This is a genomic window from Sodalinema sp., from assembly GCF_046483825.1.
Lineage (GTDB): Bacteria > Cyanobacteriota > Cyanobacteriia > Cyanobacteriales > Geitlerinemataceae > Sodalinema.
This window is the reverse complement of record NZ_JAWOCL010000208.1, coordinates 1-18,287: the sequence shown is the minus strand read 5'-3', so window position 1 is coordinate 18,287 and position 18,287 is coordinate 1. Positions and strand designations below refer to the sequence as shown.

General features: G+C 50.3%; 15 protein-coding genes and 1 pseudogene. 9 read left to right on the top strand and 7 right to left on the bottom strand.

Translation table 11 applies throughout. The features are described from left to right. A pseudogene (locus R6U67_RS13655) lies at positions 1–875 on the bottom strand (hypothetical protein); the annotation flags it as partial. A 271-nt stretch (positions 876–1,146) separates the two neighbouring features. Here R6U67_RS13655 and R6U67_RS13650 point away from each other — a divergent pair. The 4 genes from R6U67_RS13650 to folB all read left to right on the top strand — a co-directional run bounded on the left by R6U67_RS13650 (position 1,147) and on the right by folB (position 5,506). Beyond that, the gene (locus tag R6U67_RS13650; protein ID WP_410253055.1) at positions 1,147–2,790 is read left to right on the top strand and encodes a Ppx/GppA phosphatase family protein; all 1,644 of its coding nucleotides are present in this window, start codon (positions 1,147–1,149) and stop codon (positions 2,788–2,790) included. A 116-nt stretch (positions 2,791–2,906) separates the two neighbouring features. Next, complete coding sequence (locus R6U67_RS13645; RefSeq protein WP_410253054.1) at positions 2,907–4,610, top strand: adenylate/guanylate cyclase domain-containing protein; 1,704 nt, start codon at positions 2,907–2,909, stop codon at positions 4,608–4,610. A gap of 80 nt (positions 4,611–4,690) precedes the next feature. Next, entirely contained in the window at positions 4,691–5,086 is a 396-nt protein-coding gene (locus tag R6U67_RS13640; RefSeq protein WP_410253053.1) for a DUF1622 domain-containing protein, read from the top strand. Between the two features lie 51 nt (positions 5,087–5,137). Next, positions 5,138–5,506: a dihydroneopterin aldolase gene (gene folB, locus R6U67_RS13635; protein ID WP_410253052.1), complete on the top strand. Its 369-nt coding sequence runs from the start codon at positions 5,138–5,140 to the stop codon at positions 5,504–5,506. A 7-nt stretch (positions 5,507–5,513) separates the two neighbouring features. Here the strand turns inward: folB and R6U67_RS13630 are convergent, their stop codons facing one another. The 5 genes from R6U67_RS13630 to queC form a co-directional block, all read right to left on the bottom strand. Continuing rightward, positions 5,514–6,578 carry a hypothetical protein gene (locus R6U67_RS13630; protein ID WP_410253051.1) on the bottom strand — a complete coding sequence of 355 codons (1,065 nt, stop codon included), beginning with the start codon at positions 6,576–6,578 and terminating at the stop codon, positions 5,514–5,516. Positions 6,579–6,673: 95 nt separating this feature from the next. Continuing rightward, a complete protein-coding gene (gene tsf / locus R6U67_RS13625; RefSeq protein ID WP_087707468.1) occupies positions 6,674–7,339 on the bottom strand; it encodes a translation elongation factor Ts in 666 nt (221 codons plus the stop codon). A gap of 47 nt (positions 7,340–7,386) precedes the next feature. Further along, complete coding sequence (rpsB, locus tag R6U67_RS13620; protein ID WP_410253050.1) at positions 7,387–8,340, bottom strand: 30S ribosomal protein S2; 954 nt, start codon at positions 8,338–8,340, stop codon at positions 7,387–7,389. A 325-nt stretch (positions 8,341–8,665) separates the two neighbouring features. Continuing rightward, the gene (locus tag R6U67_RS13615) at positions 8,666–10,093 is read right to left on the bottom strand and encodes a CIA30 family protein (protein ID WP_410253049.1); all 1,428 of its coding nucleotides are present in this window, start codon (positions 10,091–10,093) and stop codon (positions 8,666–8,668) included. A gap of 116 nt (positions 10,094–10,209) precedes the next feature. Continuing rightward, positions 10,210–10,893 (bottom strand): 7-cyano-7-deazaguanine synthase QueC, encoded by a 684-nt coding sequence (queC, locus tag R6U67_RS13610; protein ID WP_410253056.1) that lies wholly within the window; start codon positions 10,891–10,893, stop codon positions 10,210–10,212. 223 nt (positions 10,894–11,116) lie between these two features. Between queC and R6U67_RS13605 the strand changes: the two genes are divergently transcribed. The 5 genes from R6U67_RS13605 (at position 11,117) to R6U67_RS13585 (ending at position 17,457) form a co-directional block, all read left to right on the top strand. Next, the gene (locus R6U67_RS13605; RefSeq protein ID WP_068787621.1) at positions 11,117–11,344 is read left to right on the top strand and encodes an indolepyruvate ferredoxin oxidoreductase subunit alpha; all 228 of its coding nucleotides are present in this window, start codon (positions 11,117–11,119) and stop codon (positions 11,342–11,344) included. 113 nt (positions 11,345–11,457) lie between these two features. Continuing rightward, the gene (locus R6U67_RS13600) at positions 11,458–12,939 is read left to right on the top strand and encodes a sulfatase (protein ID WP_410253048.1); all 1,482 of its coding nucleotides are present in this window, start codon (positions 11,458–11,460) and stop codon (positions 12,937–12,939) included. 413 nt (positions 12,940–13,352) lie between these two features. Then, complete coding sequence (locus tag R6U67_RS13595; RefSeq protein ID WP_410253047.1) at positions 13,353–15,011, top strand: hypothetical protein; 1,659 nt, start codon at positions 13,353–13,355, stop codon at positions 15,009–15,011. Between the two features lie 259 nt (positions 15,012–15,270). Next, complete coding sequence (locus tag R6U67_RS13590) at positions 15,271–17,004, top strand: methyl-accepting chemotaxis protein (protein WP_410253046.1); 1,734 nt, start codon at positions 15,271–15,273, stop codon at positions 17,002–17,004. Between the two features lie 123 nt (positions 17,005–17,127). Next, on the top strand, positions 17,128–17,457 hold the full coding sequence (locus R6U67_RS13585; protein ID WP_410253045.1) for a translation initiation factor: 330 nt from the start codon (positions 17,128–17,130) through the stop codon (positions 17,455–17,457). Positions 17,458–17,469: 12 nt separating this feature from the next. Here the strand turns inward: R6U67_RS13585 and R6U67_RS13580 are convergent, their stop codons facing one another. Beyond that, positions 17,470–18,039: a tetratricopeptide repeat protein gene (locus tag R6U67_RS13580; RefSeq protein ID WP_410253044.1), complete on the bottom strand. Its 570-nt coding sequence runs from the start codon at positions 18,037–18,039 to the stop codon at positions 17,470–17,472. Positions 18,040–18,287: the final 248 nt, after the last annotated feature.

The following is an 18,287-nucleotide window of genomic DNA, read 5'->3' as shown; positions in this document are numbered from 1 at the left end:
ATGCGATTGAGGTTCAAACGTACGTCGTTGAGGAGGCTGCTGACGGCTTCATGTTTGATGCGTAGTTGCTCTTGGGGGTCGATATGAGCGCAAGTGGCTTCTAGGTTCATTTCCAGGTCCGTGATGCTTTGGGCGATCGCCTCGGTGAGATCTTTACTCGATCGCCGAATCAGATCCTGAACTTCATCGGTGGTGGCCAGATGTTGCAGCAGGCGATCGCTCAGACGAGGTGAACTGGTGGCCGGTGAGTAGGCTGGATTGGGGGCGGCCGGTAAGACGGGTTCCGGCTCCTGTGCGGGCGATACAGGCGGGTTAGCCGCTCGATTGAAGGTCATGCCAAAAAAGAGGCTATTGTCGCTCTCATCGTCTTCTAGGTCTGGCTCTGAGGCTCTTTCAGAGTCCATCTGCAAGGCGGGACTATCGGTAATATGATTGCCAAAGCCGATGTCTTCTGGGGGAGACTCAAACTCCGCTACGAGATCCTGAGAACTCTCCTGAGAACTCCCCTGAGAACTTTCCTGAGAGCGATCGCCCACCGCTTGCACATAAAAGCGCGTCAAACACCGAACCAGCAAATCGGCGGCGTTGAGATTCTCCTCAACGCCATCGAGGTTGCGGGCCGTGCGATGGAGACGGGTATCGAGTTCGTCTAACGTCGGACAAGCCTCGAAGAGATTACGTAACAGTTCGTCGAGTTCCTGGGCTTTCAGGGCCATCCAGTCGCGATCGCTAAAATCGAACTGGCGATAAATCGTGGAAAAAATCAGAATTTTGCTACGTAGGGGATTGGTTTTACGCAACAACTGTCCCCGCACGTCAAAGAGATCGTCGGGACCTTGGATTCGAGTAACCGTCAGTTCGTCGCTGTCAAACACGTTTACGCTCTTAAGATGCACCGGTCGCACAGGCAAGGGACATAATCGTAGACTCGCCCAAAGACTTGCCCAAAGACTTGCCCAAAGACTCGCCCAAAGACTGATGGCACAAGACGAGATATCATCAAAACAAGTTGCACTGTTTGTACTCCTAAGTTTTCGAGCCGTCAAGACGGGGGACTCCCCCCAGCCACGATAGAATCAACCTATTTGTTGTCGGACGTGTTCTCGCGGATACTGAGGAAAACGTCCTAGTTTTGAGGATTTGGTCATGACAGACACCACACCGCTGAGCAATGCCATTCGGATGCAGGCTCGCCCTGCGGGGGTTTCGGTCCGTTCTAACTACGTTTTGGCTGCGATCGATATCGGCACTAACTCCATTCACATGGTTGTGGTTCAGATTCAGCCGGAACTCCCGGCTTTCACCATTATTACGCGAGAAAAGGAAACTGTCCGTTTGGGGGACTGCGATCTCGAAACAGGACATCTCAAACCGGAGATTATTGAGCGTTCAGTCGAGACGCTACGACGCTACCAAAAAATTGCCAACAGTCTCGCGGCGGATGAGATTGTCGCTGTAGCCACCAGTGCGACGCGGGAAGCCCCCAATGGCCAAGAGTTTATTCAACGGGTGCGGGATGAGTTGAATTTGTCGATTAATCTCATTTCGGGGCCTGAAGAGGCGCGACGGATTTATCTCGGGGTGTTGTCGGGGATGGAGTTGGCCCGTCAGCCTCATGTGGTGATTGATATTGGCGGCGGTTCGACGGAGTTGATTCTCGGTGATGGCCAGGAACCCCGCAGCCTCAGTAGTACGAAGGTGGGGGCGGTGCGTCTGTCGGCCCAGTATGTCCATAGTGACCCCATTGAGGATAAAGATTACACCGCCCTCGAAGCCTATGTGCAGGGAATGCTTGAACGTCCGGTTGAGGAGGTGTTGGCTAAGGTGCAGCCGGGGGAAACGTTGCGCATGGTGGGAACCTCGGGAACCATTGAGGCGTTGGCCACGATGGATGCGATCGACAATTTAGGTGGGGTTCCCAGTCCCCTCAATGGCTATGTTCTCAGTTTTAAGCATCTCCATAAACTGCTCAAAAAACTCCGCAAGAGTAGTTATGAGGAACGACTCGATATTCCAGGAATGGTGGAACGTCGCGCTGAGATTATTGTGGCGGGGGCGGTGATTCTCCATGAGGCGATGTCTCTGTTGGGCGTCGATGAACTGATTATTTGTGAGCGGGCTTTACGGGAGGGCATGATTGTCGATTGGATGCTCAATCGGGGCTTGATTGAGGATAAACTCTGTTATCAAAGTTCGGTTCGTGAACGCAGTACCCGCAAGATTGCTAAAAAGTATCATGTGGATTTGCCCTATGCTGAACGCACGGCGGAGTTTGCAGTGAGTTTGTTTGACCAAACTCAGGGAGTGCTGCATGAGTGGGGTGAGACGGAGCGAGAGTTATTGTGGGTGGCGACGTTACTCCACAACTGCGGTCTTTATATTAGTCATTCGGCGCATCATAAGCATTCCTATTATTTGATTCGTCATGGGGAATTGCTCGGATTTACGGAATTAGAGATTGAGGTGATTGCGAATTTAGCTCGTTATCACCGCAAGAGTGCGCCGAAGAAAAAGCATGAACCCTATGCGAATTTGTCCAGTGGCGATCGCCTCCTGGTTCGTCAGTTGAGTGGTTTGATGCGGTTGGCGATCGCCCTCGATCGCCGCCAACTCGGGGCCATCAGCAAAGTCCGCTGTGACTATCGCCCGGACTCGAAACAGATGAATTTGTTACTCTATCCTAAAGAGGTTGGAGATTCTTGTGATTTGGAACGTTGGAGTCTCAATTACAAAAAAGAGTTGTTTGAGGATGAGTTTGGGGTTGAATTATTGGTTTTATTGGCGAGTTAACTTCCCTGAATTGGGGTTGAAATAACCATTGAAATGACCAATCCCAAAAACCAAGTTATTGAGTCTTGTCCCTTCCGCAATAAGCTGAACTGGGTTATTCCTTGCGTTCGCAAAACATGAAACTGTATCAAAAAACCCTGATTCTAATAAGCTGTAGTTTGCTCGGGCTAATTGCCATCCTCTATGGTAGTCTCTCGGTAATTCTCCTCCGTAGTTTTTGGGCCTTAGAACGTAAAAATGCGACCCAAGATATCCAACGAGTTGAGAATGCCTTAAGGCAAAAAGTTGCTCAACTCAACCTCGTGACGGGAGACTGGTCCAACTGGGATGCCATGCATGATTTCATGACCGGGGAGAATGAGCAATTTTTTCAGGAGAACATCACCGATACGGTCTTGACAAACTTGCAACTGAGGGGGTTGCTTTTAATGGACCGTGAAGGGGAGGTCAAAGCCGGTCAGAGCTTTGAGTTACCGGGCGAATCCGGGCAACCTCTGCCGGCTAGTTGGCTCGAACGACTCACCCCAGACCATCCCCTGCTCGATCATGACAGTCCCCATAGTCTAACGGCGGGATTTTGGGTTCTTCCCGAGGAGACGCTACTGGTGTCCTCCCGTCCTATCTTAACCAGTGATGGCCGTGGTTCGATGCCGGGGACCGTGATCATGCTACGACCTTGGGATGAGTCTCAGGTACAGGAGTTAGCCGAAGAAGTCCAGTTACAGGTTCGGTTTCACCGTCTCTCGGCTGTGGAGAACTCCAGCGTGTTACAGGCGATGGCCCGCCAATTGCGGGAGGAACCTAATCAGCCGGTGATTGAGCCACTCAACCAACAGGAACTGGCCGGATATCACTGGGTTCGCGATATCCATGGTACGCCTCAGCTTTTGCTGGAGGTAACCATGCCTCGGGATGTTTATCGAGAGGGACGGCAGGCGTTAGGCTATTTACTAGGGTCGTTGCTTTTGGTGGGGGGAGTCTTTGGGGTTCTGACGGTGATTCTTCTGGAGCGTTTGGTGCTGCGGCGTTTGGCTCGTTTGAGTGAGGCGGTGTCTGAGATTGGGAAGAGTAGTGATTTAACCTTACGTGTCTCAACTCCCGGTACCGATGAACTCAGTGATTTGGGAGCTTCGATTAATGGGATGTTGGAGGATTTGGAGAAAAATGCCGCTGCTTTGGGCCAGGAACGCGAAACCGTCGAACGCCTGTTGTTGAACGTGTTACCTGAGTCGATCGCCGCTCGCTTGAAGGTGGACGAAGGGGCGATCGCTGAGTTGTTTGATGATGTTACGATTTTGTTTGCCGATATTGTAGGCTTTACCCCCTTATCGTTGCGTTTAACTCCCGTTGAAGTGGTGAATCTTCTCAATCAGATTTTCTCGGAGTTTGATGCGATCGCCGAAAAACTAGGACTTGAAAAAATCAAAACCATTGGCGATGCTTATATGGTGGCTGGAGGCTTACCGATTCCTCGTGCAGATCATGCTGAGGCGATCGCCGATATGGCCTTAGCCATGTTGGACTCGGTCGATGATGTCCAACATCAATATCCCGAGGAATTTCAGATTCGTCTGGGCATCAATAGCGGTACTGTGGTGGCTGGGGTCATCGGAACCCACAAGTTTATTTATGATTTATGGGGGGATACGGTCAATGTGGCCTCTCGCATGGAGTCTCATGGGGAACCGGGCAAAATCCAGGTCACGGAAGCCACCTACGAGCGCCTAAAAGAACGCTATACTTTCCAGGAACGGGGTATGATTGCCCTGAAAGGACGAGGGGATATGAAATCCTATTGGCTGATTGGCAAAAAATCATAACAATGCGGGAAATTCCTCGATTCTCAGCAGTCCCACGTTGACCCAAGCCGCAATAAACAATGACGAATGGAACTTAGAGAATGCTCTTAGATGGAATTGAGGCGGAACTATCGGGATTTGTAATTTCCCTGAATGGAATTTTAACGGGGTTTTGTCAACTGTTGGCCTTGTTTGTGATTGCCATTGGCGTCACTCGGGCATTGGTGATTTATCTCAAAGACGCGCTTTTTAGACCCCAAACCACTGAGGCCTTTCAACGGGGTCGTTTGGTGATGGGATATTCGTTTTCGCTGGCTCTGAGTTTCTTGATTGGGGCAACGATTCTCAAGACGATGATTTCGAGTCGTTGGGATGATATTGCTCGTTTGGCGGCGATTATTGCCGTGCGGACTATGTTAAATTACTTATTGCTGCAAGCGATTAGTAAAGCGAGTCCAGCCGTGGAAGAAACCAGGACGATGGAAACGGCTAAATAGCTCATCTCAAAGCATTTTTATGCTAAATTGTCAAGACAAAAAAAGGCGGTTATGGATTGTATTGAACTCTCACAAATTCGCTGTTATGGCTACACCGGATTTTTAGCCGAGGAACAGGTTTTAGGCCAGTGGTTTGAGGTGGATTTAAGCTTGTGGCTCGACTTGCAGGGGGCGAGTCAAAGTGATGCCATTGAGGATACATTGGACTATCGCCAGGCGATCGCCCAAGTCAAAGACATTATCAAAACCGAGAAATTTGCCCTCGTTGAACGACTGGCCGGCGCGATCGCCGACTCCCTCTTAACCCTAGAGAAAGTCCAGCAAGTCCGAGTCCGCCTCAGCAAACCCGCCGCTCCCATTCGGGACTTTGGCGGTCGCATTACCATAGAGATCACGCGACCACGTCCCCAGGACTCCTAAATCGCCGCTAATCCTCCTCCTCAAACCAACTCGATCGCCAGGCCGACTCCGCCTCAATCACCGCTCGTTGTCGTTGTTTTTCATGATAACTGCGTCCCACCTTAACCAATTGCGAGGATAACTCCCGTAGGCGATCGCGCCACGTCTTCAGAGTCGGGTCCGCAAACTCAATATCCGACAGCCGTAAGCGAACCGCTAACAACTGGGCCACCTGCGATCGAGACTCATCCCCCGACTCAGTTTCGACCAATAACTTCAACAAATTCGGCACATTGGTTGTCGTCTCCGCCGTTGCATCCACCTGAGTCGCCGCCTGAACCAGCTTCGGCGGAACCGTTGCGGGCAAAATTCCCCGACTTTGCAACAGACGATTCACCCGTTGCGATAACTGCGACAACACCCGCGAAACGCCCTGTTCTACAGTACGTTGCCAACTGGCGATCAGTTCAGGAGTCATCGGATCATAGTCAGACAAGGAGGGTAAATTCTCCTTATCCTGCAAATCAAATAAATCTGGACCCGACGCCTCGGGACTGTCCGTTTCCATAAAAGGAACCTCATCATCGTCCCCCATCGACAAACGTTGCAGGCCCACACGACTAAATAAATCATCGGGTAACTCAAACTCTTCCGCAAAAGCCTCCAACGCCGCCTGATCACTCTCACTAATCGTCCCAAACTCCTCCGACTCATCCTCATCGTCCTCGTCAGTCGTTGACGTCATCGAAGCAGCTGACGGCGATGGCGAAGAGGTGGTCGCCGTACGAGCTTCCTGCATCACCTCAGCCGTACAGCGATAGAACGACTGCAACATCGAGGGTTCAACCTGTTTCGCCAACTGACGAATTTTCAGTTGCAACGCCTGTCGCTGAGAAAATGACAGAGATAAAAACGCCTCAGGATAGCCTTGAGTACAAAGGTGATAGGTTGCCAAGATCAGTTGATGCTGCACCGCGTTCGCTAACGCCGTGATGTATTCGCGGTAGGTGTCCTCAAACGTCTCTGACAGTTGCGACAACTCTCCCTTTAAACGCTCCAACGTCTGATAGAGTCGTTCCGTTGATCCAGTCATCTCATCATCTCCCCCATGATCTAGCCATCCCCCCGAAACAAGAGGGTTCAGAAGCAACACACGTCTCCTGAACCCTCATACGTTAGCGGAATGGGTTAGTTTTTGCCCACATTGGCTTGAGCGGCCACTTCAGCGGCGAAATCGCTCTCTTCTTTCTCGATACCTTCACCGAGAACAAAGCGCACAAAACGACGCACGCGGATGTTTTCACCCAACTGAGCCACCATTTGTTTCACCAGTTCATCGACGGTGATGTTGGTATCCCGGATATAGGGTTGTTCCAACAAGGCCAATTCCTTGAGCCGTTTGCCAATCCGACCTTCCACGATTTTCTCGCGGATGTTTTCGGGCTTCCCAGCTAAGTCATCGCGGCCCATTTCGATGGATTTCTCCTTCTCGGCGATTTCTGCCGGGATGTCCTCAACCCGGACATACTCCACATTGGGGCAAGCCGCGACTTGCATGGCAATGTTGCGCACAAGGTCTTGAAACTCCTCGCGGCGAGCCACGAAGTCCGTTTCACAGTTGATTTCAATCAGAACGCCCACTCGTCCACCCGTGTGGATGTAGCTTCCGACTAATCCCTCGGCAGCAACACGGCCCTCTTTTTTGTTCGCGGAAGCCATCCCTTTTTGACGAAGCCACTCAATGGCTTTCTCGGAATCGCCGCCACTCTCGCTGAGAGCCTTTTTGCAGTCCATCATCCCTGCGCCCGTCTTATCGCGCAGTTCCTTAACGTCTTTTGCTGAAATTTGCGCCATGATTGCTTCTGTTTCTGTCGTTTGTGCTACACGTACAAGGGAAGCTCTTATTCTTCCTCAGACTGGGCTGTTTGAGCGGCTTGAGCCACGGGTTCAGCCTCTTGGCTGTCAGTGGATTGGCTGGCTTTGGATTTCTCCTCAGTGTCATCCGAGGTCTCATCCGGGGTCTCATCCGGGGTCTCATCCGGGGTCTCATCCGGAGTCTCATCAGAGGTCTCGTCGGAGACATCATCAGAGGTCTCGTCGGATTCTACCTCGTCATCCTCGAAATCATCGACGCTGTAATCGTCATAATCATCCTCAGACAGAGAATCGAGTTCACCATGACGACCTTCGTAAATTGCGTCGGCCAGTTTGCCCAATATTAGCTTAATCGATCGGATGGCATCGTCGTTAGCGGGAATGGGAACATCGACGGCATCGGGATCACAGTTGGTATCCAACAGAGACACGATGGGCAGATCGAGTTTGTGGCATTCCTGAACGGCGGTGTATTCCCGGCGTTGGTCCACCAAGATGACGATATCGGGAACTTTACGCATTCCCTTAATCCCACCAAGATATTTGCGCAGTTTAAACAGTTCCCGGCGCAACATGGCCCCCTCTTTCTTGGGACGCAGATCCAAGTTCCCAGATTCTTCGAGGTTCTCTAGTTCTTTGAGGCGTTCGACACGAGTTTTAATCGTCGTCCAGTTGGTGAGCATTCCCCCCAACCACCGTTGGTTGACGTAGTACGCCCCACAGCGATCGGCTTCTTGGGCGATAATCGCGGCCGCTTGGCGTTTGGTTCCCACAAACAGGAATTTTTTGCCCGCTTCGGCTGCTGAACGCAGGTAATCGTAGGCATCTTCGAGCAGTTGTGCCGTCTGCACCAGGTCGATGATGTGAACCCCGTTGCGATCGGTAAAGATGTACTGCGACATCCGAGGGTTCCAGCGACGAGTCTGGTGTCCAAAGTGAACTCCACATTCGAGGAGTTGAGCCAGTGTAATAACTGCCATAAAACTTGAAATCTCCGTATTTTCGGGTTTTTCCTCCATCCAGCGTTTGATTCCTGAGGAACTCTCGTCCCGTCAGAAACACCCGAAACGCCAAATGTGCGAAATTTTGACAACCTCACTAGGATAGCATGGGGGGGACGGCAAAAGGCAAGAGGCAAGAGGCAAAAAAGGCAAGAGGCAAAAGGCAAAAGGCAAAAGGCAAGAGGCAAGAGGCAAGAGGCAAGAGGCAAGAGTAATAGACGGTAGGGGCGAAAAATTTTTCGCCCCTACTCGTTCTCCTGTTCCGGTGTTCCGGTGTTCCCTTCTTTTGCCTCTTGCCTGTTCCCTATCCTTTCTCCCTCACCTCAAAGGTGGTATTGGTGTCTTCGGGTGCGTTGAGGAGATCAATACAGAGTTGGGCGATGTCGTTGCGGGAACATTGGCCTTTCATCGTGTCACCGCGATCGCGTTCTAAGGCCTTGCCACCCGGCGCTTCCGTGAGGGCGCAGGGACGGACAATCGTATAGGGAACGCCACTCTCGCGCACACTATCTTCTCCCGCCAGCTTCCAGGTGAGAATCCCGCCGAGTTGGTCGTTCATCCGCACCGCTGGGGGTTCGTCTTCTAGGTTTAAGCCCGGTTTTCCGGGACGAGTCACCCCGGCGGAACTGATCATGATAAATTGCGGTAACGGCGGTCCCCCGTAGGCTTTCATGGTTTCAAGTTCCAAACGGAAGCCTCCCGCTGAAAAGGTGGGATTGAGTTCGCCGTCATACTCAAATTTACTCAACATCAACTGAAACGCGGTGACCGTTCCGGCGGGGAAGGGGTCTGCTGTTTCAATGGTTTTGGTGCGGAAATTGGGGATTAACTCCGCAAAGGGAATCCGCACGGTCATCCAGATGTTATAGACGGTGTCGAAGGAGTAACAGTAACTGACACCATCCCAACGGTCATCGCCTCGGAGGATGAATTTATAGCGGTTGCCATCGCCGCGAACTCGTAGTTCAATTCCCTCATAGGCCGATAAGTCCAAGGGTTGGTCCAGCGGACGGGTTCGCACGGAGGCAAACCCCCCTGAGTTGGCGGTTGAGACGTTGCCCTCAAACAGGGCCGCGCCGGAAATTTGGCGGATACCACTTTCACTCACCCCGCCCATGACCACATCATCAACGGCGCCCCAGAGGCTGTTGAAGTTGGGGAGGGGCTGTCTGAAGTCAAATATCATTTTTTCGTTTTGCCGCTGTTTTAGATAGGGTTTTGCGGCGTTGACGAGGTTTTTCACCCCCTGATACTCAATGTATTCTGGGGTTTCGGCGACTTCGGGCAGGTAGAATTTCACCCCTTGATAGTATTTCTCGCGGCTGGGGGTGTCTCCTTCGACGGGTTGCACTCGGGTTCCGGTGCAGCAAATGACGGCGCGGACGTTCTCGAAGACTCGCGCATTGAGGGTTTCGGGAAGGGTGATATCGGCTTCGACGAGATCCACCTCATCCCCGAGGAGTTCTCGCCCTCGTTGGGCGTTACGGACTAGGCCGCGCACGGGAATCCCCTGCTGGTGCAGTCGTTGTACGACTCGTTTCCCCACGCCTCCGGTGGCGCCGGCGACGAGAACAACTCCGGGGCTGTTGGGACTCTTTAAGATGGCGTCGTCTTTCATACCAAGTAATTTTTGCAGCCAGGTGAAACTGCCGATAAAGGGGATTTCTCCGAAAAAACCTAGAGTATCGAGGAATCGTCGGAAGTCCCAGTTTTGTCGAGTTTGTTCGACCACGAGATGACATCCTCCTTGTTGATGTGGGCGATCGCGCTTGGCACTGTTTGGCGCTCTAAGTTCAATTGTAAAGAAACTTTGAGAAAGCGATCGCCCCCTGAGGATTATGGGGATGTTCACTGGGCGTAGGGAATGGGATCGGTGAGGTTGAGGGAATCAAAGGCGGCCCGTCGCAGTTGGCAGGAGTCACAGACGCCACAGGCGACCTCACCACCGGCGTAGCAGGACCAGGTTTTCTCCCAGGGAACGCCGAGTTGATTTCCCAGTTGGATGATTTCGGTTTTTTTGAGGTTGATGAGGGGGGTTTGAATGATGATGGGGGTTCCTTCTCGTCCTTGTTTGGTTCCTAGGCGGAAGGCCTCTTGCATGGCCTGGATATAGTCGGGCCGACAGTCGGGATAGCCGGAATAGTCGAGGGCGTTGACGCCGATGTAGATGCGTTCGGCCTGTTGGACTTCGGCCAGGGCTAGGGCGAAGCTGAGGAAGATGGTGTTACGGGCGGGAACGTAGGTGATGGGGATGTCTTGGGCCATGTCCGCCAGGCTGCGATCGCCGGGCAAGTCTAGGCTACTATCGGTTAGGGCAGATCCTCCCCATTGGCTGAGGTCGAATTGCACGACTTGATGGGTTCGGACTGCGGCGGCTTGGGCGATCGCGTGGGCCGCATCGAGTTCCCGGCGATGTCGCTGTTGGTAGTCAAAGGAGATGGCGTGACAGGTGTAGCCGTCGGCTTGGGCTTGATAGAGTACGGTGGAGGAGTCTAAGCCGCCTGAGAGGAGAACGATCGCAGTTTTGGCCATGGGGTTACGGTTGAGGGGTAGAATCTTGACTATCTTCACGATACCAATGCAGACCCCTCCCACTTGGTGAGTCTGAAGGAAATCACCAGAAGCACGACGACTCGCGATCCGTCACAATGGTAACTACCTCCCATTCACCATGAATTAACCATGACATGAGGAGACCGATGCTATCTAATCCATCTCAGCATCGGGCTGTTGATACCGAGTTAAGGAGAACCTGATGTCCCATACGATTGTCACCAACACCTGCGAAGGCGTTGCCGATTGTGTTGAAGCCTGTCCCGTGGCTTGTATCCATGATGGACCGGGTAAGAACAAAAAGGGAACCGCCTGGTACTGGATTGACTTTTCGACTTGTATCGATTGCGGGATTTGTCTGCAAGTTTGTCCCGTTGAGGGGGCGATCGTGGATGAGGAACGCCCCGATTTGCAAAATACCCCTGAGTAGGCTTCTGTAGCGAGCTGGGACTGAGGTTGGCTCCTTGGTCCCAGTTTTTTGGGTCCCAGTTTTTTAGGTCCCAGTTTTTTAGGTCCCAGTTTTTCAAGCATCCCCGAGTCTGAATGTCTATGATTACCCGTCGTCGTCTAATTAACGGACTGGTTGCAGCAACGGCTGTTGGTGCAGGAGGAAATCTTCTGCATGGTTGCGGCGATCGCCGCACGTCTCATAACCAGAATCGAGGTCGTATTGGTCGTACCAACTATCCCAATATCCTTGTCCTACTCATCGATGATCTACGTCCACAACTCAACTGCTACGGACGTCGTGAGATGGTCTCCCCGAATATTGATCGCCTGGCCGCCGAAGGAACCCTCTTTGAACGAGCCTATTGCCAAGTTCCCATTTGTGGGGCCTCTCGGGCCAGTACCCTGGCTGGGGCTAGAGCCACTTCGACTCGCTTTGGCAGTGATTATCAAGCTCGTAAAGACGAAGATATGCCCAATGAACCCAGTTTACCTCTCTGGTTTAAGGACAAGGGCTATCGGACGATTTCCTACGGCAAAATCTATCACGTTATTGAGGATGACGCGGACAGTTGGCTCGAAGAACCCTGGCGGCCTCGGGGAATGTGGGGGCTAGAATCCTATGTCACGCCAGAAAACCGAGCTATTGTTGAGGCCCACGGAGGAACCTATGGACCTCCGTTTGAAATGGCCAATGTGGCGGATAACATCTACACAGATGGGCAAATCGCCGATCGCACGGTCCGCACGTTAGAGCGTCTCCAAGATGGTCACGCCCCCTTCTTTCTTGCTACTGGACTCTTTCGCCCGCATCTCCCGTTTAACTCCCCAACCCCCTATTGGGACCTCTATCAACGGGAAAACTTGAGCCTGGCTGATAACCCCTTTCGTCCCGCTGGTGCGCCAGATGCAGCGTTACATAATTGGGGAGAACTCCGCAACTACTATGGGATTCCCGCTGAGGGGCCGGTCTCCGATGAGATGGCTCTGAATTTGATTCACGGCTATTATGCCGCTACCAGTTATGCCGATGCGCTCGTGGGGCAGATTCTCGATGCCCTTGATCGCCTCGAACTCGCGGACAATACCATTGTGATTCTCTGGGGAGATCATGGCTGGCAACTCGGGGAACATGGCTTGTGGTGCAAACACGCTAACTTTGAAACCTCGCTACACGCGCCTATGATTGTCCGAGGGCCAGGAATCCCGGCAGGACAGCGGACGGATGCGTTAGTGGAGTTTGTGGATATTTATCCCTCTCTCTGTGATTTATCTGGGTTAGAAAAACCGGATCATTTAGAGGGGAGTAGTTTTGTACCGTTGTTAGAAAACCCAAATTTACCTTGGAAGGAAGCGGTTTTCAGTTATTACAATGGGGGGCATTCTGTCAAGAGCGATCGCTATCGATATACCGAGTGGACGAATGATGATGGGTTTGTTTGGGCTCGGATGTTATATGACCATGTTGACGATCCCGGTGAGACGGTCAATATTGCTGAACGTCCTGAGGCTGAGGCGATCGTCGCTCAACATCAACAGATGCTCGAACAGGGGTGGTCTGCCTACCAAATTAGCTAACGAATTGACCCTAGAAACAGAATTAAAATACCTGTTTTAAACTAAGTTACGTTTTAAAAGAGTTTTTGATGGCACAAATTATATCCCTATTGGAACTTCTCCTGATTTGTCTGGGAGGCTTCCTAATTGTTCATTCTCCCGGTCGTCGCTTATCTGAATCCCTAGCTCTCGGGATTAACTTGGGATTGATCGCCCTCTCTTTTAGTTTTCAGTTTTCTTTTTTGTTAGGAGTCCCTCAACTGTCTTTTTTTTGGGAATCACTCTTGGTTATCTTGAGTATTTCCCTAGTCTCCAGACAAAAAAATACGCTAAAAGCGACAAGTTCTGCCTTAGCCAGAATGAGTAAAAAATACAGGTTGATTTTTATTTTTTCTGGTGTTCCAATTGCTTACTTAGGGCTAAAAGCTCTAGTTATGGCCCAGGGGTCTCGTGATGTGGTGGGTTATGGATTGTCTAGGGTGTCGATTTTCCAACAACAGGAGACTTTGCTGTTAGATCGAGTTTGTCAAATTCATCAGGCTATTTTTCCCGTTGGAACTGACATCTTAGCTCATCTATTTTTGCGCTGGAACACGGATTGGGGAGCTGGATTTTTTAATTTTCTTGCCTATCTCTCCATACTTTTAGGAAATTATGCCCTCGCTCGTAAATATGTCTCAGAAAAACTGGCGATCGCCGTCACTCTTGCAATCGCCAGCCTTCCCCAACTCATGTTTCAGGGCTGGATTGCTAAAAATAATATCTTTACCGCTTCAGCCACAATTTTTTGCCTACTAATTCTAGATCGTCTCTTTACATCGCCCACTTCAGCCAATCTTTTTCTCCTTATTTTAGGACTTTTCTTTGGTGTTGCCGCCAAAACGACTTTTTTGGCGATCGCCCTACCTCTTCTCATCCTTTATGGAATTCCCTTAATCCAAAAATATGGCTTAAAAATATGGATTCGGGAAATTCGTCAACATTGGCGGTTCTGGCTTGCAGGAACAGTCCCTCTACTGGTGATGTCGCAACTGTGGTTATTTATTCATAATCACCAGGCTTGGGGAACCTGGTCTGGGCCTCGCGGCTTTGTGGACTTCCATAAAAATCAGGAGGGTTTACTAGGAGGACTCGCGAACTTAGTTCGCTTTATCCTGGAGTTTGTTGATTCAACTCCCATCCCTCCCGATTTAGTCGATAGCGTTTTCAAGGTCTCTATTTTTGATCACATTGAACAGGCGTACTATCAAGTCCTTAAACCCCTGTTTGGAGAGGCTGGATTACAATCAGGAGAAACCTTTGGCTTGGTCTTTATTCCTCATCAAGCGCTTGCAGGATTTGGACTATTAGGACTGATTCTGATTCTTCCCTCGATCCTGATCAGTTTTTGGAGTCCGCCGAAGTTTAGCAAGCGGTTAGCAGGAACATTACTCTCATTTTTGCTGATATTTTGTCTCACCTCAACTTGGTCTCAGTACAAAATGAGAATGCTAATTCCTTTGTTTGCGGCATCTGGCGCTTGTGTCGCTCAGTGTTTGTCCAGAATAACTCACACTAGAAATCGGGAGAGTTTGTTTTTTTCTATAATTACGCTGACCTCAATCTTGAATCTTTTTTATATCTCGTTATATGACTGGGATGCTAGGATTCTGACAAGCTATAATCCTACTGGTTGGAACTTGCAAGCCAGCGATTGGGTTCGGAGTGACTGGGGACGCGATCGCCTCTATCCCGCCGAAAACTATCATGGTGATGAACGACTCAAAATCCTGGCTGAGTTTTTCCCCGAGGGAAGTCGGGTTGGCTTTTTCACCGAGGGTTCAACTCGCTTGCACTACTACTTTCTGCATCTTCCCCAAGTTGAGTTCCAATCTATCTGCATGGATGACCGCAGTCGCCGCAGTTTCCCCGGCCAAACATTTGATACCCTCGAAGATGCTATGTTAACCCACTCAACTCCCCTAGACTATGTCCTCTGTGTGGGTGAACAATGCCAAACTCCAGGTAACCAGTTACAAGAGCGGTTTTACTTTCCCAGTGAGGAAGAAACTCTCTTCATTTTTGAAGTTTTACCGACATCACCGTCTGAGTAAGACTGGCGGTTGTATCAAAAACATGACAAATCATTTGGGAGTGTTCGACAATTGAACCATCCTGAACTAACCTAGAATAGATTGTGGTAAAGGTCAGGCTGCAACTCGCTACACCTTGAAGAAAAGCCTGTTTACCTCTGCCGGTTCGATAGTTCATAACTAAAAAACCCATAAGCACTGAAGCCATTGATTCCGTCACGTAAGGCTTCCCTTAAAGATACTAGCTTCGTTGCCCCAAAATGCCGATACTGAGATGCTCATGACTAAATTAACGGAGTCCAGTCCTTCAACTCACTCGTCAGAGACATTACCCCAATCCGAAAATCGGATTCCCACCAGTATCACCTGGGGGGTTGTGGTGATTTGTATTTTACCCCTTTTCCTGAATCTGTTTGGGGTTGACTTTTCTAGCTTCGGAGAAGTCCTCACCCCGGACATGGCGGCTGAACTGACTCCCACAGAACTGTTTGAGGCGATGCACGATAGTCTGGAGGGGAGTTTTGTCCATACTCTCCTCGAATGGAGTGCGTTTTGTGTGGCCCTGTTGATTGTTCTGTTGAGTTTAATGGACTATAGCTTGCGTGGTAATCCCATTACTCCTGTGTTGGGGGTGGCCCTATTTTTCTCGGGGATGATGGATGGTTTCCATACTTTAGCGGCCAATCACCTATTAACGGTTGTGGCCCCGACGCAGGATTTAGTTCCCTTTACATGGGCAATTTGTCGCTTATTTCATGCTCTGATTATGATTATCGGCGTCTTCGTGTTGCTGAATCGAAATCTGAGTCATCAACATACTAACCCCAAGGATAATTTGGGGTTTATTTTAGTTATTAGTGGTGTCTGTGGACTCTTGGCTTATGCTTTAATTTATTTCACAGCCACTCAGGAATTTTTACCTCAAACAACCTATCCTGATGCTCTGTTAACTCGCCCTTGGGATTTCATTCCCATGCTTTTATTCATTGTGGCTGGACTTTGGATCTATCCAAAATTTTATTATCGTAATCCAACGCCGTTTTCCTACGCTTTGATTATTAGTGCGATTCCTAATGGTGCAACTCAAGCCTATATGACTTTTGGTTCGACAGCCTTATTTGATCATGCCTTTAATGTAGCACATTTTCTGAAAATAATTGCCTATTTTGTGCCTCTAATTGGGTTGGGAATTGAGTATATTCAAACGTACAAACGACAGGCTCGTTCCTTATATCAGGATTTACAAAAAAGCCTGAATTTCATCAAAAATTTAGTACATGATATTTTAGAATCAACTCGTTTCACGGTTCAGATTACACGGTCTGGAGAGAAACTCGAAGCGATGATGACTCACCAGATGCAGTCTACCACGGAAGTGATTAAGACCGCGCAAACCATTTCCGGGCGATCGCAGGAGTTAAGCGAAACCGTCGCCGAAATTGAAGCGGATTTCGAGAAACTGCGGATATCATGCGTTTCCCTCTCCAAGAAACTGGGGACGATCGCCGACCAAGCCAATCGTATCACACGCATTACCAGTACCATTGATAATATCGCCAAACAAACCAAATTCCTCGCTATTAACGCCTCAATCCAAGCCATTGGTTCAGGAGAGCATCACGAAGCACAAGGCTTTAACATTGTCGCCAAAGAAATCAACGCCTTAGCCAGTCAAACCCGTACCACCGCTCAGGCCATCAACCCCATTGTTCAGGAGATGCAAGTGGCGGTCGCCAATGGCGTCGATGAAATGAATACCTTTACCGAAGCTCATGTCCAAGCCATTACGCCCCGAATTCGTCTGATTAACCAAGGGATTCAAGCACAAGTTCTCAGCGCCCAAAAAATACGAGAAGAAATCACGCAACTGGGGAGTTCAAGTGAAGAAACCTCAGACTACTTACGTCAGACTCTCGATCAAACGAACGATAATCTAGCCAACCTACAACAGTCCGTCGAAAACTTACAAGAGGAAATCAATCGTTTTTCCCGAGATCCTCAGTCCCTGCTTTAACAGGATTGACAGGAACCGCTGAGCCTCGCTAACCTAATGGCAATTGCAACGACAATGGCAGAGTCCTCACCCTTTCAACCTCGCCCCTAAATCCTCGCCCCTAAATCCTAGTCCCTAAATCCCATGAAAAACCGTCTCGTTTACTCTGAATTTGGCGATAACGGCGATAACGATGATGCGATCGCCCGTCCCACCCCAGACCTTCCCCCTCAAGAACAGCAATTGCGAGTTCAACCCACCCGCAAAGGACGCAAAGGAAAAACCGTAACCGTGATCACAGGCTTTCAAAGTCACCCCGACACCCTGAAAGCCTTACTCAAATCCCTCAAACGCCAATGCGGTGCGGGGGGGTCCGTGAAAGAGAATCGCCTCGAAATTCAAGGGGATGTCGTTGAGCGGGTTGTAGCTTTGCTGATCGAGGCGGGGTATCCGGCTAAACGCAGTGGTGGTTAAGCCGAAAACCCGTCAATCTGACTCAGGCTCTCTCGGAAGAGAACCGGGATCGAGCAATTCACGGAGCAAATCGGCTTGCTTTTGAGCCTGAGTGTCGTCAGGATCGAGATCGGCGGCTTTATCAAACGCATATAGAGCCTGCTGGTAGCGGTGTAAGTGGATATAGACAACGCCCAGGTTATACCAGATATTAGCATCCGTCGGTTGTAGCTCCGCCGCATAGCGTAGGGACGTCAGCGCCTCTTCATAACGGCCCGTTTGCTCTAAAACAGCACCGAGGTTATCAAACAGAATCGCGCATTTAGGAAACAAATCCGGCTCTAGGATGTCTTGTCGGTGACAATTCTGTCGCTGAATCGCCTCAGAACACGCATTCAGAGCCATGACGGGATCCGCATTGGAACAGAGATCCTCAAGTTCTTCGAGTTCATAGCTGTTTTGGCTAAAGCTACCAGAACGAGGGAGGCTGAGGAGGCCTCGCACTCCACCAGATTGAAAGAACTTACCGGCCATCGCCCGATTCGTTCCGCCCACTAGGATGATAGTTAGAGCGAGGGTCACTGAACTTAAGAGCGTCCTCATGAGTCCATTCCTGATGGGTCGATTAACGTCATACATGATCATAAGCAGGTATCGGATTCTTCGATTTACGGGAGTCTAGGGTCGCATCGCTAATTTACCTTAATCCGCGAGAAGGCTCACGTTGTCATCTTTGATTCAACGTTGAGATGAATCGCGGCAACCACTGTAGTACAATGTGGTACAATTCCGTCAAATGACTGAAGGGTGTCATGCTGGTATTTGTGGCCAAGCTAGAAGGAACCAAAGAG